At 44.3% G+C, this 16,291-nt stretch carries 12 protein-coding genes; 3 read left to right on the top strand and 9 right to left on the bottom strand.

Annotated features, from left to right (window positions below; translation table 11 throughout):
- The first annotated feature begins 40 nt into the window (after positions 1-40).
- Positions 41-5,746, top strand: a complete 5,706-nt coding sequence (locus tag RH45_RS23835) for an Ig-like domain-containing protein (protein WP_206536165.1) — start codon at positions 41-43, stop codon at positions 5,744-5,746.
- 59 nt (positions 5,747-5,805) lie between these two features.
- On the opposite strand, the gene RH45_RS13995 is transcribed toward RH45_RS23835, so the two are convergent.
- Together RH45_RS13995 and RH45_RS13990 are read right to left on the bottom strand one after the other, a co-directional pair.
- Positions 5,806-6,999, bottom strand: a complete 1,194-nt coding sequence (locus RH45_RS13995; protein ID WP_008078203.1) for a class I SAM-dependent methyltransferase — start codon at positions 6,997-6,999, stop codon at positions 5,806-5,808.
- A 98-nt stretch (positions 7,000-7,097) separates the two neighbouring features.
- Complete coding sequence (locus RH45_RS13990) at positions 7,098-8,501, bottom strand: methyl-accepting chemotaxis protein (protein ID WP_008078202.1); 1,404 nt, start codon at positions 8,499-8,501, stop codon at positions 7,098-7,100.
- A gap of 95 nt (positions 8,502-8,596) precedes the next feature.
- Between RH45_RS13990 and yccX the strand changes: the two genes are divergently transcribed.
- Entirely contained in the window at positions 8,597-8,869 is a 273-nt protein-coding gene (gene yccX, locus RH45_RS13985; protein ID WP_008078201.1) for an acylphosphatase, read from the top strand.
- Position 8,870: 1 nt separating this feature from the next.
- Here the strand turns inward: yccX and RH45_RS13980 are convergent, their stop codons facing one another.
- The 6 genes from RH45_RS13980 to RH45_RS13955 all read right to left on the bottom strand — a co-directional run bounded on the left by RH45_RS13980 (position 8,871) and on the right by RH45_RS13955 (position 14,361).
- Positions 8,871-9,200, bottom strand: a complete 330-nt coding sequence (locus tag RH45_RS13980; RefSeq protein WP_008078200.1) for a TusE/DsrC/DsvC family sulfur relay protein — start codon at positions 9,198-9,200, stop codon at positions 8,871-8,873.
- A 128-nt stretch (positions 9,201-9,328) separates the two neighbouring features.
- Positions 9,329-9,991 (bottom strand): Bax inhibitor-1/YccA family protein, encoded by a 663-nt coding sequence (locus tag RH45_RS13975; protein ID WP_008078199.1) that lies wholly within the window; start codon positions 9,989-9,991, stop codon positions 9,329-9,331.
- A 196-nt stretch (positions 9,992-10,187) separates the two neighbouring features.
- Complete coding sequence (locus tag RH45_RS13970) at positions 10,188-10,937, bottom strand: amino acid ABC transporter ATP-binding protein (RefSeq protein WP_008078198.1); 750 nt, start codon at positions 10,935-10,937, stop codon at positions 10,188-10,190.
- 19 nt (positions 10,938-10,956) lie between these two features.
- Complete coding sequence (locus RH45_RS13965; protein WP_008078196.1) at positions 10,957-12,054, bottom strand: amino acid ABC transporter permease; 1,098 nt, start codon at positions 12,052-12,054, stop codon at positions 10,957-10,959.
- A gap of 1 nt (position 12,055) precedes the next feature.
- Entirely contained in the window at positions 12,056-13,261 is a 1,206-nt protein-coding gene (locus RH45_RS13960; protein WP_008078195.1) for an amino acid ABC transporter permease, read from the bottom strand.
- 71 nt (positions 13,262-13,332) lie between these two features.
- Complete coding sequence (locus RH45_RS13955) at positions 13,333-14,361, bottom strand: amino acid ABC transporter substrate-binding protein (RefSeq protein ID WP_008078194.1); 1,029 nt, start codon at positions 14,359-14,361, stop codon at positions 13,333-13,335.
- 461 nt (positions 14,362-14,822) lie between these two features.
- Here RH45_RS13955 and RH45_RS13950 point away from each other — a divergent pair, with 461 nt between their 5' ends.
- Positions 14,823-15,761: an NAD(P)-dependent oxidoreductase gene (locus tag RH45_RS13950; protein ID WP_008078191.1), complete on the top strand. Its 939-nt coding sequence runs from the start codon at positions 14,823-14,825 to the stop codon at positions 15,759-15,761.
- Between the two features lie 42 nt (positions 15,762-15,803).
- Here RH45_RS13950 and RH45_RS13945 read toward each other — a convergent pair whose 3' ends face one another.
- Positions 15,804-16,289 (bottom strand): YajQ family cyclic di-GMP-binding protein, encoded by a 486-nt coding sequence (locus tag RH45_RS13945; protein WP_008078190.1) that lies wholly within the window; start codon positions 16,287-16,289, stop codon positions 15,804-15,806.
- Positions 16,290-16,291: the final 2 nt, after the last annotated feature.

Here is a 16,291-nt window from a genome sequence, read left to right as displayed (position 1 = left end):
GCCAGATCGCATCCTTGATCAAAATGACATCGATAATGGTGTGACGTATCAATACGATCTTCCAGCGGATGGTGACAGCATTACTGTGACAGCCACCATCGTGGACCAAGCAGGCAATGAGTCGGCACCAGGCAGCGACAGCGCTGTTGTTTATATTAACGACGCCCCAACAGCTGGTGACTTTTCTGTAGTTACTAATGGTGCTGGTGATGCCACATTCTCATTTGATGGCGGGCAGAGTGGTAGCCAAAACAATGTCACTGATGAAGAGGATGATGCGTCCGGGACTATTGTCGATGTTGAACTTGTAAGTGAGCCATTGTTTGGTCAGATCTACGATGTTTCGTCTGGCTCTCGCGTTGAAGTCAATCCAGGTGATGTAATCGCGAGTAATGCCCAACTTGAATATGATCTCAACGACAACGCTGTCGATCAGTTGGACTTTGTTGCTGCAGACTTTGCCTCTGACGTACAAGGCGGAAGTGGTTCAGTCGACTTCTTACAAGGTAACGTACAGATTTCTGCTGGATACTTTACGGGCAGTGCGCCGAAAGACGGGTCTATTTCTTCAACGCCTGGATATTTGTCTTACGACGATGGCTCGAATGAAGCCGGTTTCGGTGTATCTAGCAGCGCTGGTACAAATAGTGAGATTGATGTAACGAACAAAGAGTTTATTTCCGTAGACTACTCCGACTCTGGTGCAGTTCTTACTGAAGTAAATATCGATTTCGGTAGTGTTTACAACCACTATGATGCCGGTCATGCCGCAAATGGTGAGATTAACGTACTGGCTTTGGATAAAGACGGTAATGTTGTCGGTGAGTTTAGCTTTGATGCTGATGATGGCACTTTGGTGATTGATGCTGACGGAAACGCTACTGTTAATGTTGAAGTCCCAGGTGGCTTTACTGAGTTACGTATCTTTACTACCCAAAATGGCTCTTCAACGCCAACAACGAACTCGAACATTACGCTCAAAGGTGTCGATGTTGTAGATGCCACCATTACTGACAAAGTAGAGTACAAGTCTACTGACTCGGAAGGTTTGGATAGTGAAGCCAACGGCGTAGTTGAGTTTGTTTGGGAAAACTTTGATCCAATTATTGGCGATGAGAACAACGCTCCATTAGGTGATGACATGTCAGTTACTACTGATGAAGACACACCAGTTAGTGGTAAATTGACTGCTACGGACGCGAATAACGATACGCTAACGTTCGCTAAAGGATCTGAGCCGGCTAACGGAACAGTTACTGTCGATAGTGATGGCAACTGGACATACACACCAGATCCCGATTACAACGGTAATGATTCTTTCACAGTTGTTGTAACAGACGGCAATGGTGGCTCAGATACTTTAACGGTCAACGTAGGCGTTACTCCTGATAACGACAAACCAGTTGGAGATGATGTTTCAGTCACCACTTTGGAAGACACTCCAATTGGTGGCAAGCTAACAGCGACTGACCCAGACAACGACTCATTAAGTTACAGCAAAGGTACAGAGCCTGCTAACGGTACAGTCTCGCTAGACTCAAATGGTAACTGGACATACACACCAGATCCTGATTACAACGGTAATGATTCATTCACTGTTGTCGTTTCCGATGGTAATGGTGGGACGGATACAATCACAGTCAACATTGGTGTTACACCTGACAATGATGCACCAGAAGCGACGCCGACTGGGGTGAACATTGAAGAAGATGCTCAAGGTGTTGACCTGCTTCTTGATTGGGCTTCATTTGGTGTATCAGACAAAGATTCTGCAGATTCATCTTTAGGCATCGAAATAACCAGTCTGCCGGTCGATGGTCAACTTGAATATCAAGATTCTCTAGGTAACTGGCAAGCTGTTCAAGTTGGAGACACGCTGACCAAAGGCCAGTTTGACGCTAGCGAAGTTCGTTTTGTGCCAGAGGTGAATGAATCAGGCGATGATGATTTTGCTAACAACGGAGTTGGTGATCAGTTTAACGATTATGCTCAGATTGGCTTTAAACCAACTGATGGCGAAGATGCAGGTAAAGCATCAACCCTAACAATTGATGTAACCGCAGTTGCTGACAAGCCTAATCTATCAACGCTTACTCCTGGGTTATCGCTTCCGCAACAGGAGTTCAATGTATCAACATGGAACAATGTTGTGATAGGTGGTCACAATGGCTTGGGTGTTGCAGGGCTCGTGCTCATTAGCGCAATTGACGCACTGGATCCAGCGCTTGCCACTGAATCAACAAGTTCTAATGTTCAAGATTCAGCTTCAAACGCTACAGCACAAGACGAAGCCGTTCTTGTCTCAGGTTTGGTTTATCTAGAAGCTGGTAATAGCTACGACTTTGTGGGTACTGCCGATGACAGCATGGCGATTACAGTTGGTGGGCAGCTCGTTGATGAGGCTCGCTGGGGTAACGATTCAGGTGATATTAAAGGAAGTGCATTTACACCGAGCGTCTCTGGGTTCTACCCGATAGAAATTTACCACCATAACCAATCTGGTGATGGAAACTATAACGTCAACGTTTCAGTTAATGGCGCTTCCGCCGTCGATTTGAGCAATAGCAACTTGTTTGTTGTGAGTGATGAGACTGCGTTAGACAATGCGGATATTCGTACTTCTGAGCTAAAAGAAGTAAATGGCGTTGAGTTTTATGAGACTTACCAGACTAATGAAGGTCTACAGGACACGGAGATTCCTCTATCAGAAATTCGTGCGAGCTTGAATGATGTTGACGGGTCTGAGAGTTTGGCTATTTCACTGTCGAACATCCCTGCTGGAGCGGTGATTTCGGATGGTAACTCTTCGGTGACTGTAACTGGAACAGGTCAAGTAATTGATGTTACACATTGGTCATTAGACTCTTTGACTGTAACGCCTCCTTCTGGAAGTCATCAAGATTTCACAATTAACGTAACTGCAACAAGTACTGAAGATTCTAATAATGATTCAGCAGAGTCATTTGCAACAATTAACGTTGTTGTTCACGAGAACCTTCCGACCAATACTATGAGTGATACGGGAACTGTACTTGAAGAAGGTCAGTTACAAGGTAACGTACTAACTAACGATACAGATAACGATAACGTCCTACAGGTAGAGACCTTTAGCGTTGAAGGTAGCGAATATGCAGCTGGTCAAACGGTTTCACTGTCCAGTGGTGACTTGACGATCAATCAAGATGGTAGTTACACCTTTACTCCAACAACGCATTGGTCTGGTAACGTTCCGCAAGTGACTTACACAACGAACACCGGAGCGAGTGAAACACTCGACATCAATGTAACTCCAGACGCTGATGCGCCTACCGTGTCTATTTCTATTGGAGATATGGTTACGAGAGACGCAGTTGTTACAAATCATAGTGATGTCATAGCTGCTACATCGAATAGCGCCGAGGAGAATACTGCTCTAGCACTAGAAATGGGTCTAGATGATTCGAAACCTGCTCATCTAGGTAACAATAATGATTACTCTGATACAGACACCTTGTTTGTTGGAGGTAATAGTGCAGACACCATGTACGGTGGTAGCGGTGATGATGTCTTTGTTGGCGGTGCTCAGAATGATGCCTTCTACGGTGATGACGCTCGTTCCACTACAAGCCATGATGGTACTGATACAGTTTACCTGACAGGTGATTTCAGTGATTACAAATTTACCTTTAAGGATGACCATGGTGGCGGTGTTCCATATTGGGTGCTACTAGATAATCGTTCTATCGACTCCGTCAACGACCATACTGGCTCAGATGACAGAGGTGACCACTTATATGAAATTGAGTATGTCGTATTTGCTGATAAGGTTATTGAGCTAAAACCAGATGGTACTACTAGTGTCGTTCAAGACCGCTGGATCCCTATGGACATCGATGTTGATTTAGTTGATACCGATGGTAGTGAAGTGATCGGTCAGACTGTTTTGGTCGATGGATTGCCGGAAGGTGTTGAGTTGTACGTTGGCGGTCAGTTGGTTACAGAACAATCATCAGGCGGATACTTAGTTAACGTCGATAGCCAAGGTCAAGCAAACGTTGAGATTAAAGTACCGTATGATTATAAGGGTGACTTAGATTTCCCTGTGAGTGTGACGGCAACGTCTATTGAGTCGGCAAATAGTGATTCAGCAACTACCACTGAAACGGTTGATGTCACTGCGCGCGATTACACGTTGCAATCGGGTTCGCATGGCAATGATACGATTACAGCAGGTGCAGATAACGATTTGATCGTCGGCGATGTGCAAGGTATTGAGATTATTCCTGGCCAGGATTACAACATTGCGTTTGTGCTTGATACTTCAGGCAGTATGGGTGGTAATGTCTCAGATGCTAAAGATGAAATTTTAGATGTATTTGATGAACTTGTTGCTGCTGTAAATCAAGGTGCGCATCCTGGCACAGTTAATATTATGCTTTCTGAGTTCGCATCTGGGGCTTCTCAAGTTATCTCCGTTAACCTAGCAGACGCCAATGTTCGGGATACTTTTGAAGATGCTCTTGATGACATGAAAGATTCTGGACAGGGAAGTACTAACTATGAAGCGGGATTACAATCGGCTGTAGATTGGTTCGGTAGTCAACCTAACCCTAGTGCGCAAAACATTACCTACTTTATTACGGATGGTAACCCGAACGCCTCAACACAGTTGAACAATTTGGATAAGAGTAATTTCTCGAAAGTTATTCTGGATGTAGATTCTTCTGGGCAGCTCGTGACACTGGCTGATATTGTAGAAAGCAGCAATTACAGTGTAGGTCAAACCGTCAATTACAAAGGCGAAGTGCTTATTGACCAGTGGGGACGAGTATACTCGCCACTTACTCGCCAAATGATTGGTGACATTGACGCTAACGGCAGTTCTTTGCGCTATGACGACTACGATGGCAACTCGACGCAAGCACAGCACATGTACCAAGTACTTGCAGCGTTATCAAGCGTTGAGGCAATTGGTTTGGGTAACGGAGTCAACTCAACGACGTTGAAGCAATATGACAGTGATGATGTTGTTGAATCAAACATTGATGTCAGCAAACTAGCTGAAACAATTCTTGGTCAAGACGTACCGCTAAAACAAGGCTCGGATACTCTTCGTGGTGGTGACGGTGATGATATTTTGCTCGGCGATCTTATCGATTTTGGTAGCAGTGACCAGGGCTTAAGTGCAATTCAATCTCAAGTTGCCCTTAAGACCGGTCAGGACATCTCAACCATTGACGCTGAAGATGTGCATGATTACGTTAAAGATAATCTCCAGGAGTTTAACCAGAGTCATGACGGTGATAAGACAGACTATCTATACGGTGATGATGGCGACGATATTCTGTTTGGTAACGGTGGTAATGACATCCTAACGGGTGGAAAAGGCGATGACATTTTAGTCGGTGGTGCTGGTAACGATTTATTGACAGGTGGAGAAGGTGAAGATCTATTCGTAATCGGTGGTTCAGACTTCGTGAATTCACTGGATGTGATTACAGACTTTACAGTAAGCGAAGATCATATTGATATTTCAGATCTATTGCATGCCAATGAGTCTATGGACTCGTTACTTGGTGATGTCACTGCAACCGTCGTCAACTCAAATGATGTTGAACTGCACATCGACAGGGATGGTAAGCACCAAACCATCAAACTGGAAGATGCGGTAGATCAATTAGGGTATGTAGAGGCGGGATCAGGCGATATCACTGGTCAAGCGTTGACAAATCTACTCAACGATGTGATTTACAAACCGCAAGACTAAAAACAAAAAGGGCCGAAAGGCCCTTTTTTAATACGTAGTATTCACCAAATAGGAGAGGCTTATAGCACCTTACAAGCAAAACCTTTGAGGTAAAAGCCCTCTGGGTAAGCGCTATCTGTAGGGTGGTCAGCCGCTTGTTCGAAGCGTTCGATAAACTTAACCTGTCGGCCTGAATCTACCGCAGCATCAGCGATTACTTTCTGGAAGAGATCTGAGCTCATGAGACCTGAGCAAGAGTAGGTGAGTAAGGTTCCGCCTGGTTTCAAAATTTGCATTGCCAGCATGTTGATGTCTTTATAGCCATTTGCGCCCGACGTTAAGTTGTTTTTGCTGGAGACAAACTTTGGCGGGTCCATGATTACGACGTCAAATTTGGTCCCCTGATCGCGGTATTCGCGCAATAGCTTAAACACGTCTGCGTTCAGGAAAACAGCGCGTTTCTTTGATATATCGAATTCATTTAACTCAGCGTTATATTTAGCGGTATCAAGCGCCGGCTGAGAAACATCGGCATTGATGACGCGTTTCGCTTCGCCTTTAAGTGCGTATAAACCGAAACCTCCGGTGTAAGAGAAACAGTTCAGCACTTCCTTGTTTTTAACGTATTTGATTGCTTGTTGACGACTATCTCTTTGGTCTAGGTAAAAGCCTGTTTTGTGGCCGCCAACGATGTCTACACTGATTTTGACACCATTCTCTTCAATCACTACAGATTTCGGCGGCTCTTCCCCATGAAGTACTCCAGTGACTTCTTTCAGGCCCTCTTTTTTACGTACTGCTACGTCTGAACGCTCGTATATATGACATTCTGGGAAGGCTTCAAGCAAGGCCTCTACAAGAGTTTTTTTGTGAAATTCAGCGCCAGCACTGAGCAATTGACATACCAAATAGTTTTGGTACTTGTCGATCGTTATGCCAGGTAAACCATCTGACTCAGCAGCGATCAAGCGGTAACCAGTCAGGCCATCTCTGTCGATTATGTCTTGGCGAAGTAAATGAGCATCTCGAATGCGTTGCACGAAAAAGTGTTTATCGATGTTTTGTTTTTCAAAAGACCAGACACGAGCACGAATCTGAGAATGGGGGGAATATGCAGCTTTCGCTAGCCACTTGCCGTCGTGAGCAAAGACATCGACTGTTTGACCAAGCTCAGGCTCTCCTTCAACTTTACTTATTCCACGAGAAAATACCCATGGGTGTTTACGGCGAAGAGCTTTGTCGCGGCCTTTTACTAGGTATATAGCTGGAGTCATGTTTTTACTCAAATAGATAGTTTTGAAAGGAGAGGTATTGTCTGAGAAGTGTAGGGGAAAATCAAATAAAAGAGCCGCCAAGTGGCGGCTCAATTTTGTTAGGCTTTAAGGCCTGTGAGTAAGGTTTCCATCGTATCACTCTGACGCCGAAGCTGATCAATATTATTGTTTGTCGTATTGATCATTTCGCACACTTGGTTTGATTGGACTCTTATCTCCTCAACACTGGCTGCAATGTTATCCGCAACGACACCTTGTTCCTCTGCTGCAGTCGCAATTTGAATGCTGCTGTCTGAAATAGATTGGTTTTTGTCTGCAAGAGAAGCAATCTCAGAATCTACTTCTGACATTAAAGTTTGGCCTTCGTTCGCGTTGACTACGGTGGTTTCCATCAACTTAGTCAGAGACTGACTATTACGCTGGAGCGCTTCAATCATGCTCTGTATCTCGACGGTCGCTTGTTGAGTTCGACCTGCCAAGGCGCGGACTTCATCAGCAACAACTGCAAAACCTCGACCTTGCTCACCCGCTCGCGCCGCTTCAATCGCAGCATTTAGTGCCAATAGGTTAGTTTGCTCTGAAATACCATTAATGGTGGTAACCACTTCGTCAATTTGTGCCGCGTTGGCATCCAGTTCTGCAACAGCTTCAGATGCTGATTGGACTTCTCCAGATAATTGAGAAATAGAAGACAGGGTATGACCCACTTTTTGCTGCCCTTGCTGTGCGACAGAACGAGCGTTCTCTGTTTGAGAACTTGAATCGTGAGCAAGGTTTGCTACTTCACGTATGGTTGACGCCATTTGCTCGGTTGCACTGGCTAAGGAATTTAAGTGCTCTTGCTGCGTGCCAGATATCTCTGCCGTGTTTTGATTAGATAGGTTTAAATCTGAACTTATCTGCTGCATGAGGGCAATCGATTCTTGAATAGAAAGCACCATATTTTGCTCGCGTTCTGCCACTTTATCTATGGTGATTGCAATTTCGCTAAACTCGTCTCTTACTTTGAAGAAGTTCATGCGGCTCGTAAGATCGCCATCTGAGAGAGTGGTTAACGCTTTATTCATAGTGAACATGGCGCCACCAATGAAGGTCATTATGTAATACACGCCCATTGCGATTAGGAATAGTGTGACGGCAATAATGGTGATGTGTAAAGTTGATAAGGTGGTCCAAAGGTTTTGACTGTGGGTGGCGATCAAATTAAACGCGCCATCGTTTACCGAAATAGACTCGGGCCCAGAGCCAAATGCAATAGTGTCAGAAGTTGCAATGATGCTTGCTACTTGAGTTCGACTTAGGTTGCCTTCCTCAATAAGGTTACGCATTAAGGCAAGTTCGTCTTGATAAAGGTGATGCATCATATTGTCGGCTGCGTTATCCAAAACGAGCGTCAAGATGACTAACGCCACTACTGGCAACAAAAAGAGAAGATAAAACTTCTCTTGTATTTTTAGATGAATGAGATATTTGTCAATCCAGCGAAATGGTATTTCTTTCATAATTATTATTCCGTGAGAAACCCTAACTGTTCCATAGAGGGTTGTATAAAACACTTGATAAATATATCACTGTACAACGTATTGAGGTATCAAATATGGTTCAAAAGTGCGAGAAGTTCACAGTGTCAGGTACTGTGCAAGGCGTTGGTTTTCGTTATCACACATCATACAAAGGTATGAGCCTGAATCTCACTGGGTACGCAAAGAACTTGAACAACGGAGATGTTGAAGTGGTTGTTTGCGGAGAAGAAGGGGGGATATCTAAAATGGCGGCTTGGCTTAAACATGGTCCCAAGACGTCTCGAGTAGAGTCTGTAATCTCGGAACCTTTCTCTTTTAAGCCTTTTCAAGACTTTAAAGTTCTCTAGCCTATAGACATTTAGCGGGTTTTGGCAGCCCTGCTAGTTTTGTGGCTTGTTTGGCAGGTCCTTGCTTGAAAAGCTTAAACAGATACTTACTGTTTCCTTTTTCAGGCCCGTGAGCTTTCTCCATGGCTTTCACTAACATACGAACTGCCGGAGAGGTATTAAATTCCTCATAGAACTCGCGTACAAAGTGAACCACTTCAAGGTGGGCATCAGTTAGCTCTATGTTTTCTTGCTGCGCTAGGATAGTAATCATCCCTTCTTCCCATTGCTTGTAATCTAGCAAGTAGCCTTGCGCATCGGTTTCAATTGTTTTGCCGTTGTATTCAAACATCTTTTATAAACCTAAAATCAACGATATCGAATAGGGTAGCGTAGCCTTAAGTGGTTTAACAATATGTAGCGACAAAAAAGCCCGAAAGATTGCTCTTTCGGGCTTAGAAGTGTCTTTTTAATCTACGATTAGTCGTCGTTCATGATGCCTAGGATTTGTAGTAGGCTGATGAAGATGTTGTAGATAGATACGTAAAGCGTCACTGTCGCTGAAATGTAGTTAGTCTCACCGCCACGGATAATACCCTGTGTCGTCATAAGAATAGCCATTGTAGAGAACACGATGAACAAGCTGCTTAATGCTAAGTGAAGAACGGTTGACTGGATGAAGAAGCTAGCAATCATACCAACAATCAGCACGACAAACAGAGAAAGCATCAGGCCACCTAGCATAGACAAGTCGCGCTTAGTGGTTAGTGCGTATGCTGAAGCTGCTAAGAATGAAAGTGCAGTGCCACCTAACGCGGTAACGATAAGGTCACCCATTCCTGCGCCAACGTAAGCATTTAGGATAGGGCCAAGTGTGTAACCCATAAAACCAGTCAAGGCGAACGTAAATACGAGACCCATTCCGTTATTGCGGTTTTTTTCAGTTAAGAACAGCAAACCGTAGAAACCTACTAATGTGATGATCAAGCCTGGGTGAGGAAGGTTCATCACCATCGCAACACCAGCGACAATTGCTGACCACAGTAGTGTCATAGAAAGCAGCGCGTATGTGTTGCGCAGTACTTTGTTGGTTTGCAGTGCACTTTCTTGGCTTGAAGTGCGGGTAAACATAGGACTGTTCATGATCTTCCTCATAAGATTTTATGTTTATTACTACATTTATGAGGTTGAAAAGGAAAAAGATCAACCCCTGAAAATATAGGTAGTAATTAAAATAATAATAGAATTAGAGTGTTAAGTATTTTCAAAGATGTAACACAATATAACATAAATAAAAAAGGCAGCCTTAGCTGCCTTAAAACGGATTTAAAAAAAGTGATTAATGACTCAAAATTTGCGATAGGAAGTTTTGAGTACGGTCTGACTGAGGGTTTTCGAAGAAATCAACTGGGTTATTTTCTTCAATGATCTCACCAGCATCCATGAAAATCACGCGGTCCGCGACTTCTTTAGCAAAGCCCATTTCGTGTGTCACGCAAAGCATGGTCATGCCTTCTTCGGCAAGCTCAACCATTACATCCAGTACTTCACGTACCATTTCAGGGTCAAGAGCCGAAGTAGGTTCATCAAACAACATGACTTGCGGGCTCATACAAAGTGAGCGAGCAATGGCAACACGCTGTTGCTGGCCACCTGATAATTGTCCGGGGAACTTATCGGCTTGGTCTGGAATCTTAACCCTTTCAAGGTACTTCATCGCGATTTTCTCGGCTTCCTCTTTAGGCATTTTTTTAACCCAAATTGGAGCCAAGGTGCAGTTCTCCAACACTGTCAAGTGAGGAAAGAGGTTGAAGTGTTGAAAACACATACCGACTTCGCGACGAACGGCCTCGATGTTTTTTAAATCTTCAGTCAGCTCATTACCAGATACAATAATCTGACCTTTCTGATGCTCTTCTAAACGGTTAATGCAGCGAATCATCGTTGATTTACCCGAGCCTGAGGGGCCACAGATTACGATCTTTTCACCTTTCTTAACATCTAGGTTAATGTTTTTTAGTACGTGGAACTCACCGTACCACTTGTTCATATCCTTAATTTGGATCATGTAATCTTGTTGTTGCGTCATAATACGTCCTTGAGCTTTTCTATCGTTTGTGACCGGTGTGAAGTTTGTTTTCTAGCCAGATCGAATATCTCGACATGCCAAAACAAAATACCCAGAACACTAACGCGACAAATACATAACTTTCCGTAGCGAAACCTAACCACTCAGGGTCTGTGTTCGCGGCTTGACCTATACCTAGGACATCAAACATGCCTATGATAAGCACAAGACTGGTGTCTTTAAATAGGCCAATGAAGGTGTTAACAATAGATGGAATAGTGATTTTTAATGCTTGTGGCAGAATAATCAATCCCATTTTTTTCCAGTAACTTAAGCCTAGTGCGTCAGCCGCTTCATACTGTCCCTTCGGAATGGCCTGTAAACCACCGCGCACGACTTCAGCCATGTACGCAGCACTAAACATAACCACACCGATCAAGGCTCGAATAAGTTTGTCTGTCTCCGAACCTTCTGACAGGAACAGAGGTAACATAACGGAGGCCATGAACAGTACAGTGATTAAAGGTACGCCGCGCCATACTTCAATGTAAACCGTACAAATGCTACGTATAATTGGCATTTCAGAGCGGCGGCCCAGTGCTAATGCTACACCTATTGGTAAAGACACCACGATACCGACAAGAGCGATAATGAGCGTAACCAATAGGCCGCCCCATTTGTGGGTCTCGACCACTTCTAAGCCAAATACGCCACCGTAAAGCAAACCTGCGATAATAAACGGATAGACGTTAACAAAGAACAGCCAAATCCACAGCCTTTTAGGCGTTTTCTCGTAAGCGAGCAGCACGGTAAAAATAGCAAGTGTGATGTAAAACAGGCGAGGGCGCCATAGTTCTTCTTGCGGGTAGAAGCCGTACATAAACTGCTCCCAACGCACGCTGATAAAGACCCAACATGCGCCATCACGAGAACAAGCGTCACGTGTGGTGCCTACCCAGTCTGCTTTCAACAGTCCCCAATCGACGATATTCCACATTAGCATCCCGACTAGGTATGCAAGAATAACGGTTACGACTGAGTTGACTGGGCTATTAAATAAGTTCTTTCGCAGCCAACCCACAACACCGACTGTATTTGCAGGAGGCGGAAGATCGGGCAAAAACTGATGCTCTTTCATATTATCTCTCCACCAAGGCAACTTTACGGTTGTATATGTTCATCAATGCCGAAGTGACTAGACTTAGCGTCAGATAAACGGCCATTGTCATCGCGATGATTTCAATCGCTTGACCGGTCTGGTTCAGTGTCGTACCAGCAAAAACTGAAACTAAATCTGGATACCCGATTGCCATAGCAAGAGACGAGTTCTTTGTCAGGTTCAAATATTGGCTGGTTAATGGAGGAATAATGATTCGCAGAGCTTGAGGAATGATAACTAGCTTGAGCGTACGAGACTTAGGAAGACCTAATGACATCGCCGCTTCTGTTTGTCCATGGCTCACGGCGTTAATACCGGAACGAACAATCTCCGCGATGAACGATGCGGTATAGATACTCAGAGCAAGAAGCAGTGCTGCAAGCTCTGGGATGATGCTAACACCCCCGCGGAAGTTGAAGCCTTTTAGCTCTGGGTACTCTGCCGAAATAGGTGAGCCCATCACGAAATAAACCACGACTGGTAGAGCCACAACAAGACCGAAAATGATTCGACCCATTGGTGTTTGCTGACCCGTTAAACGTTGTTTGTTACGTGCCCAGACACCGACAAACACCGAAGCCACAATACCCAGTACTAAACTTGCGATGACGACTCCCGAACCTGCCTCAAAGACTGGAGCCGGGAAGTAAAGGCCGCGTACATTCAAGAAGATGGCTTCGCCTAAGCTAAGGCTCTGTCTTGCTGAAGGTAACGCTTGAAGGACTGCAAAATACCAAAAGAAGATTTGCAGCAGCAGCGGAACGTTACGGAAGATTTCAATGTATACGGCAGCAAGTCGACTGACTAGCCAGTTATTAGACAGCCTAGCGATACCCATAACAAAGCCAACGACGGTCGCTAGGATAATACCTAGAAACGATACCAAGGCAGTATTTAGGAGGCCGACTAAGAAAGTTCGTCCGTAAGAGTAGGTTTCATCGTATTCAATCAGTGTTAGGCCAATCCCAAAGCCCGCTTCTTGATCAAGGAAACCAAAACCCGTAGCGATACCACGAGCTTCTAAGTTGGAGAGTGCATTATTGACAATGGTATAAAAGAAAAAGAACAGTGCGCATATCGCAATAGCTTGGAATACGACTGATCGAAAGGTGGGATTGTAAATAAGGCTAGCGCCTGAAGACGGCCGGTTATCCGTTTTTGACGCAACAGTATTAGTAGGTTTCATACAGCTATAACCTCAAATCCATTTTTGTAAAAAGGGCGGCCTAAACCGCCCATTTTGTTGTTATGTGTTGCTTAACGGATTGGCGGAGCGTACATGAAGCCACCCGCATTCCATAGTGCGTTTACACCGCGAGAGATTTGTAGGGGAGAGCCAGTACCTACTGTGCGTTCAAAACTTTCGCCGTAGTTACCCACCTGTTTAATGACTTGGTAACCCCAATCATCACGGATTCCAAGACCTTTACCTTTAGGGCCATCAACACCAAGAATACGTTTGATGTTTGGATCTTTCGATTTCAGCATTTCATCCGCATTCTTCGAAGAGATACCATATTCCTCTGCGTTAATCATTGCGCTTAGAGTCCATTTAGCAATGTTAAACCACTGGTCGTCGCCTTGACGAACAACAGGGCCTAATGGCTCTTTGGAAATGATTTCAGGCAGAACTTGCGCTGAACTTGGATCTTGAAGGTTCAGACGAAGAGCATATAGACCGGATTGGTCAGTAGTTAGTACGTCACAACGGCCAGCATCGAAGCCCTTAGATGTTTGAGCTGCTGTATCGAATACAACTGGCTTGTATGACATACCGCTGTTACGGAAGTAGTCAGCGAGGTTAAGCTCTGTCGTTGTACCAGATTGCACACATACTGATGCACCATCTAGTTCCGTCGCGCTTTTCAGGCCAAGATCTTTCTTCACCATAAAGCCTTGGCCATCGTAGTAGTTAACACCAACGAAGTTCAAACCAAGCGCCGTGTCGCGGTGTAGTGTCCATGTCGTGTTACGCGAAAGAACGTCAATTTCACCCGATTGAAGGGCAGTGAAACGTTCTTTAGCCGTTAACGGTACATATTTAACTTTTGTTTTGTCGCCTAATACCGCTGCTGCTAAAGCTTGGCAGTATTCAACGTCGATGCCTTCCCATTCACCTTTTGAGTTAGGGTTAGAGAAACCTGGCAGACCAGTACTTACACCACAAGTCAAAAAGCCTTGTTTAGTTACTTTATCCAGTGTGCTGTCTGCAGCAGAAGCGCTCGTAGCCATAAATGCAGTAGATGCCGCTACAACTGAAGCAAGAAGTGTTAGTTTATTTGCCATTTGTATCCTTCCTGTATGATCCATGTTAAACCAGGTAGCACCTGATACAACGAATGAAAATATGTTGTGTTTCTTTAGTTATTGGTTGTTTTGGCGAATTTTTCGCTCCATATAAATCAACCATTTATAAGCGTAGGAAAGGATTGATGAATTCTCAAATGTTTAATTTAAAAAGATTTTTGATTGAACTCACAAAGCCTTTCAGTAATTAGAATGACGAAATGTTAAGCGAATGTAAATAGTGCAAGAGGTCACAAAAATGGTGCAATAGGCCTTACTGACTAAAGTGTCATGTTTACATAGTTGCAACGTAATGCGTTCAAAAATTAGGCTGGAATATAATTCTGTAATTAATGGTAAATTTGGTGATTAATTATTCAAACACTCCTTGGGTGTTTCTGTCTTTGCCCCAACTTTGGTAGTATCAGATTGTTAGTTAGTTGAATTATTCAAGGAATGAAATGCAGTATTTTCCACTGTTTCTCGATTTAAAATGTAAACCAGTACTTGTTGTCGGTGGTGGTGAAGTTGCATGCCGTAAAGTGGAGTCACTTGTTCGGGCGAGTGCCGAGGTGACGATCGTGTCACCTCAAATAGAGCCTTACCTTCAAAAACTTGTCGATGCTGGAGAGTGTCATTGGGTTCAAAATTTCTATTCGAAAGAGCTCTTGAACCATAAATACATCCAAGTGTGGGCGACCACGGATAACCCAAAGTTGAACCATCAGGTTCATGATGATGCAAAAGCACTTGGAATATTGGTTAATGTAGTCGATGACCAACCTTACTGTGACTTCATTACCCCCTCAATGATTAATCGTGGTCGTATTCAACTTGCGATATCAAGCGGAGGCGCATCACCTGTCCTTGTGCGCAACATTCGGGAAAAGCTCGAGGCAGCCTTGCCACAAAACTTATCGTTACTTGCTGAATTTGGTGCCTCGAAGAGGGTAGACATAAAAAATGCCTTACCAAGCGTTGATTTGCGACGTAAGTTTTGGGAGAACTTCTTCGCTCTGTCGGCCGTAGATAAAGCAACAAATCGGAATGAACTCGAAGCGTGTTACCAAAAATTACTGCACGATGACGTCGATGATAGCGGCACCGTGACTTGGATAGACTATGGTGATGATGTGGAGCTACTCCCGATGAAAGCACTTAGACTGATGCAAGAAGCAGAGCTAGTGCTATACAGTAATGATTGTCCGCATGGTTTCATCGATTTGGTAAGGAGAGATGCAGAGAGGGATGCCTTTCACGATATCGCTCAGTTAAATCAGCAATTGCGCAAAGCTCGAGAGAACGGGTTGAGAGTGGTTGTGTTTACTCGTCCAGGTTCGAATGAGTTTAAACTGCTACAGCAGCATGACTTAAAGATACAGCTTGGGCATGCCAACTAATAAAAAACCCGCTTTTCGGCGGGTTTTTTAATACTGGATAAACTAGTCGCGGAAGTTTTCGTATTGGAACGGTTGCCCTAGTTCTGCTTCTCGGATTAAAGAAATCACAGCTTGTAGGTCATCGCGTTTTTTACCAGTAACACGGACTTTTTCACCTTGAATAGAGGCTTGAACTTTCATCTTCTTGTCTTTAATAAGCTTTACGATCTTCTTCGCCATAGGCGTTTCGATGCCTTGCTTGAATAAGACTATTTGATGCCAGTTTTTGCCAGTGGCCTCTTCGGGCTTCGCTTCCATGGCATTTGCGTCAACACCTCGTTTAGCCAAGTTTCCACGCAGAATGTCACGCATCTGCTTTAGCTGAAACTCGCCCTCGGCATTCATGCGAACTGACTCATCTTTTTGCAGCTCAAACGAAGCTTGAACACCACGAAAATCAAAGCGAGTTGACAATTCACGTGACGCGTTGTCAACGGCATTGCGTAGTTCAACGGTGTCGATTTCAGACACAATATCAAATGATGGCATTA

Source organism: Vibrio sinaloensis DSM 21326, assembly GCF_000189275.1.
Classification (GTDB): domain Bacteria; phylum Pseudomonadota; class Gammaproteobacteria; order Enterobacterales; family Vibrionaceae; genus Vibrio; species Vibrio sinaloensis.
Note: the sequence above shows the minus strand (reverse complement) of the source record. Positions and strands in the feature narration are given on the sequence as shown.

Bases quoted from the DNA above. Each gene is read 5' to 3' on its own strand.
- RH45_RS13995 (WP_008078203.1), bottom strand. From the start codon at position 6,999: ATGACTCCAGCTATATACCTAGTAAAAGGCCGCGACAAAGCTCTTCGC.
- RH45_RS13955 (WP_008078194.1), bottom strand. From the start codon at position 14,361: ATGGCAAATAAACTAACACTTCTTGCTTCAGTTGTAGCGGCATCTACT.
- RH45_RS13945 (WP_008078190.1), bottom strand. From the start codon at position 16,289: ATGCCATCATTTGATATTGTGTCTGAAATCGACACCGTTGAACTACGC.
- RH45_RS13975 (WP_008078199.1), bottom strand. From the start codon at position 9,991: ATGAACAGTCCTATGTTTACCCGCACTTCAAGCCAAGAAAGTGCACTG.
- RH45_RS13950 (WP_008078191.1), top strand. From the start codon at position 14,823: ATGCAGTATTTTCCACTGTTTCTCGATTTAAAATGTAAACCAGTACTT.
- RH45_RS13965 (WP_008078196.1), bottom strand. From the start codon at position 12,054: ATGAAAGAGCATCAGTTTTTGCCCGATCTTCCGCCTCCTGCAAATACA.
- RH45_RS13960 (WP_008078195.1), bottom strand. From the start codon at position 13,261: ATGAAACCTACTAATACTGTTGCGTCAAAAACGGATAACCGGCCGTCT.
- RH45_RS13970 (WP_008078198.1), bottom strand. From the start codon at position 10,937: ATGACGCAACAACAAGATTACATGATCCAAATTAAGGATATGAACAAG.
- yccX (WP_008078201.1), top strand. From the start codon at position 8,597: ATGGTTCAAAAGTGCGAGAAGTTCACAGTGTCAGGTACTGTGCAAGGC.
- RH45_RS13980 (WP_008078200.1), bottom strand. From the start codon at position 9,200: ATGTTTGAATACAACGGCAAAACAATTGAAACCGATGCGCAAGGCTAC.
- RH45_RS13990 (WP_008078202.1), bottom strand. From the start codon at position 8,501: ATGAAAGAAATACCATTTCGCTGGATTGACAAATATCTCATTCATCTA.